Genomic DNA, 4,633 nt, shown 5'->3' with positions numbered 1-4,633 from the left:
CCCAATACTCTTTTTAAGCAAAAAAAAGAAAGGTGAAAAAACCTATCCGCAAACAATTCAATTAATGCCTGATAGCAGAATTATTGTAATTTCAGGACCCAATGCGGGCGGAAAAAGTATTACTTTGAAAACAGTGGGTTTACTACAATTAATGCTTCAAAGCGGATTTTTAATTCCTGTTGACCCACAAAGCGAATGTTGTTTTTTTGACCGAATCTTAACCGATATTGGAGACAACCAGTCTATTGAAAATCACTTGAGCACTTATAGTTACCGGCTAAAGATGATGAATCAGTTTTTAAAAAAATGCAACAGTAAAACACTTTTCCTAATCGATGAGTTTGGAACAGGTAGTGACCCTGAATTGGGCGGAGCGCTAGCAGAGACTTTTTTGGAAGTTTTTTATGAACGTGAAGCTTTTGGGATTATAACCACGCATTACTCCAACTTAAAAATGCTTGCAAACGAATTGCCTTGTGCTATAAATGCTAATATGCAGTTCAATCAAAAAACACTTGAACCCATCTATCAGTTACAAATTGGCGAAGCAGGAAGTTCTTTCACTTTTGAGGTCGCACAAAAAAATGGAATCCCCTACAGTTTAATTAATAAAGCAAAAAAGAAAATTGAGCGTTCCAAAGTGCGATTTGACAAAACCATTGCTGATTTACAAAAAGAGCGTGCCAAACTCAGAAAATCTTCTGAAACCCTAAAGCACGAAGAAGTAAAGGCCAAAACTGAGACCAGACAACTTGAAGAAATCAATAGTAAAATTCAACAAAAGCTTGAAAGCTATCAAGAGTTATATGACAGCAATCAAAAACGCTTACATCTAGGAAAAAAGATAGAAACACTGGCAGAGAATTTTCACAACAACAAACGAAAAAAACAACTCATAGATGAGTTTTTAAAAATTATTGCTGTTGAAAATTCAAAACGCAAAAAAGAAGTTCCAAAAGTAAAAAAACAAGAAAAGGCCCAGGAAAAGCAGTTAGAAAAAGAAGTAGAAAAAAAAGTTGCTGTCATTCGCGAAAAAAAGAAAAAAGAAAAAATCATACAAAAGCGAAAAGAAGATAACAAACCTAAAGTCGTATTACAGGTTGGGGATCGTGTGAGAATGATTGACGGCAGAGCTATTGGAATTATTGACAATCTTGAAAAAAATAAAGCGATTGTAAATTATGGGATGTTTACCACGAATGTTTCCATTACAGAACTTGAATTTGTTGACCGAAAAAATAAGTAACTTTGTTAGATGACAGAAAATCAAAAAAAAATCATCTTGTTTGACGGTGTCTGCAATCTTTGCAATGGCTCTGTTGTATTTATCATTAAACGTGATAAAAAAGATGTTTTCAGATTTGCTGCCATTCAATCTGAGGAAGGTCAAAAACTTATTAAACAATATGCAATTGACACATCAAAGGTAGACTCCATTTTACTTTTGGATGGTGCTGATTATTTTGCAAAATCTACAGCTGCCTTAATGATTGCAAGACATTTGAAAGGTGGTTACCCTCTCCTCTATGGCTTTATCATACTACCGGTTTTTTTCAGGAACTGGGTATATGACATTATTGCGCGAAACCGCTATCAATGGTTTGGTAAAAAAGAAAGTTGTATGATTCCAACTCCTGAATTAAAGGGTAAGTTTTTGTAAAGGGTTAGTTAGTATTTCCTCTAATTATTAAATCATCACCTGCGCCAAAATCATTAAAATACCAAGTCCCTCCAGTTCCAGTAGCTCCCCAACAAACAACTCTAAAAGTTATTGTTGTAGAAGAATTTATGTTTTGCAAATCATTAACTCCACTTAAATTAATGGCTTGTTGAGGATTTCCAGCACCTGAAGTTGTAACTCCCCAGTTTATTACTGTTCCAATATCTATAAAATTAACACCATCAATACTGTACTGCCAAATTCCGTTAATTGGACCAGTACCTGAGCGACGAATATTATATGGCTCAATTGAGGAAATTGAAATATTATTACCCGTATTGGGTGTAATAGTAAAAGTTACATATTTATTGTTTGCTATTGCTGATGACTGTGTTTCAGTAGGTGCAGCTGAATACCACTCACTTGCTCCCCAAGCATCTCCTGCGGCAGTTCCAGATGTGTTTAAGCCTGTTCCCCTTTCGAGGCCATTAACTACTACACTTGAACTTGAATTTCCAGGAGTAAATGGACTTGGACCATAATTAGCTAATCCTTCCATATCCCAAGAAGCAATTATAGTATCAATAAAAATTTGCTGTGGAAAAACAATTTGCCAGCTAGTTCCATCCCATAGCTGTAATTGGTTGTTTGGCGGGTTTATAACATATACCATCAAACCTTCATCAGAAGCAGTTACAGGAATCAAGTCGCGTTCAGCAGGTGAAACCCTTGGAGGCATAAATCCTCCAAAGTTGGTTCCATCAGAAGAACTATTTACGTCCAAAACGGAAGCTGGGCTTGGTGTTGTGGTATTTATTCCCACTTGAGAATGCATTGTTCCGTATAAAAACAAAAACAATAAACTAACTAAAAATATTTTCATCTTATGCTATTTATGCATAAGTAAAAAAGTAACAAGTAAAATAGGGCTTTGCAAAAATAAAAACAACGGGGAGAAATTAACGGCGTCTAAAATTAATAAATTATTATCAATTTTAAAAATTATTATTTCACCTCAAACGTATCAGAAGGGTCTTTAGCTTCCTGATAATCCAACATATCTTCACCATTGGCAATGATTGAAGACACTGTGGCATCTCCGGTAACATTAACAACTGTTCTGAACATATCCAGTATTCTGTCTACAGGAAAAATAATTGCTATCCAAGCAGGATTTAAGCCCACAGCTTCGAGCACAATGATTAACATCACCAAACCAGCACTGGGGACTGCAGCAGAACCGATAGAAGCTAAAGTTGCTGTTAACACAACAATCAATTGTTGCCCAATTGTTAAATCAATCATATGCATTTGTGCCAAGAAGACTACTGCAATGGCTTGGTATAAACTTGTTCCATCCATATTGACTGTTGCACCAATTGGAAGTACAAAGCTGCTTATTTTTTTATCAACACCCAGATTGTTTTCTACACATTCCATTGTAACAGGTAGTGTTGCTGCACTACTGGAGGTTGAAAAAGCAAGTGTTTGCGCCGGACTCATCGCTTTAAAAAATCCTTTATAAGGTATTCTTTTCACAAAGGTTTTAAGAACTAAAGGATAAATTACAAAAATCATTAAAAGTAAGCCTCCCAGAACTGTTAAGGTGTACCAGCTAAGGCCTTTGAAAATTTCGATGACTTTTCCAATATCATCTCCTGCCATTTTACTCACTACACCGGCGAGCAATGCAAACACAAAAAAGGGTGCAGCCTGCATCACTAAATCCACCATCTTTAAAAACACTTCCATAGTTCCATCTACAAAATCTAATACCGGTTTAGACTTTGCTGCAGGAATAAACAAAAGACAGACACCAAAAAAGATGGCAAAAAAGATGATTTGCAACATCATACTATTGTTGGTCAATGAAAAGAAAAAGTTGTCAGGAACAATATCTACCAATGGTTGTAAAGGTGTCGTTTCTTTCTGCTTACTGGCAGTTTCCAGTTTATCTGAAACAGAAGCTTCTTTCAACTCATTTTTTGTTAAATCTGAAATTTCCCTGGCTCTCTCAAAAAACGCGGGATCCTGTAAATAGTTTACCCCGTCTTTAATTTCATAACCTTGGTTGGAAGCCCATATCTCATAACTGATGCGATTATCAATTCGGCTTTGTTCATCAATGAGCTTTCCGGGTTTAAAAGTATTCACCAATAACAAGCCAATTGTTATTGCAAGTACTGTTGTCAGTAAATATATCATCAATGTTTTTCCTCCCATTCTTCCCAGGCTTTTGGGGTCGCCAATATTTGCTACTCCACTGATAATAGAAAATAACACTAAAGGAACCGCAATTAGTTTTAGTAAATTGATGAAAATGGTTCCAAAAGGATCTATCCAATTGATAGTAAATGAACTCCAACCCATTGTACTCGAAAGCAAGGCCCAGATAATCCCTAAAACCATCCCAATGATTATTTTCCAGTGTAGTGCTATTTTTTTCATAGTTTTTTTTAATAAATTGAAATTCTATTAAACAAATAAAAGTCGGCTAAAACCATCGCTGCCATTGCTTCTACTATAGGCACTGCCCTGGGAACAACACAAGGGTCGTGACGACCTTTTCCCTGAATTTCTGTGGAATTCCCCTCTTTATTAATTGTAGCCTGATTTTTCATTATTGTCGCAACCGGTTTAAAAGCGACTCTAAAATAAATATCCATTCCATTACTGATACCGCCTTGAATACCACCGCTTAAATTGCTTTTAGTAGTTCCATCTTCATTAAAAAGGTCATTGTGTTCACTGCCTTTCATTTGTGCACCACAAAATCCGCTTCCATATTCAAAGCCTTTAACCGCATTGATGCTCAACATGGCCTGACCTAAACGCGCATGAAGTTTATCAAAAACCGGCTCTCCCAACCCTATTGGAACGTTTTGAATAACACAGGTTATTGTACCACCCACAGTGTCACCTTGTTTTTTAATTTGATTTATATCTTCGCTTTGCTTTTTTATTGCTGCTAAT

The 4,633-nt window shown here is 36.0% G+C and carries 4 protein-coding genes and 1 pseudogene; 2 read left to right on the top strand and 3 right to left on the bottom strand.

The window, feature by feature from the left end:
* Positions 1-1,246, top strand: a pseudogene (locus AACY61_RS08980) (DNA mismatch repair protein MutS); the annotation flags it as partial.
* A 9-nt stretch (positions 1,247-1,255) separates the two neighbouring features.
* Positions 1,256-1,660 carry a thiol-disulfide oxidoreductase DCC family protein gene (locus tag AACY61_RS08975; RefSeq protein WP_339611239.1) on the top strand — a complete coding sequence of 135 codons (405 nt, stop codon included), beginning with the start codon at positions 1,256-1,258 and terminating at the stop codon, positions 1,658-1,660.
* A gap of 4 nt (positions 1,661-1,664) precedes the next feature.
* Here the strand turns inward: AACY61_RS08975 and AACY61_RS08970 are convergent, their stop codons facing one another.
* The 3 genes from AACY61_RS08970 to aroC all read right to left on the bottom strand — a co-directional run.
* Positions 1,665-2,543, bottom strand: a complete 879-nt coding sequence (locus AACY61_RS08970) for a hypothetical protein (RefSeq protein WP_339611238.1) — start codon at positions 2,541-2,543, stop codon at positions 1,665-1,667.
* 122 nt (positions 2,544-2,665) lie between these two features.
* Positions 2,666-4,108 (bottom strand): dicarboxylate/amino acid:cation symporter, encoded by a 1,443-nt coding sequence (locus AACY61_RS08965; RefSeq protein ID WP_339611237.1) that lies wholly within the window; start codon positions 4,106-4,108, stop codon positions 2,666-2,668.
* An 8-nt stretch (positions 4,109-4,116) separates the two neighbouring features.
* Positions 4,117-4,633, bottom strand: a 517-nt coding sequence (aroC, locus tag AACY61_RS08960) for a chorismate synthase (RefSeq protein WP_339611236.1), incomplete at its 5' end; no start/stop codon positions are given.

This window comes from uncultured Planktosalinus sp. (assembly GCF_963973675.1).
Taxonomy (GTDB): domain Bacteria; phylum Bacteroidota; class Bacteroidia; order Flavobacteriales; family Flavobacteriaceae; genus Planktosalinus.
The sequence above is the reverse complement of the archived record's forward strand: the minus strand, read 5'-3'. Positions and strand labels throughout refer to the sequence as shown.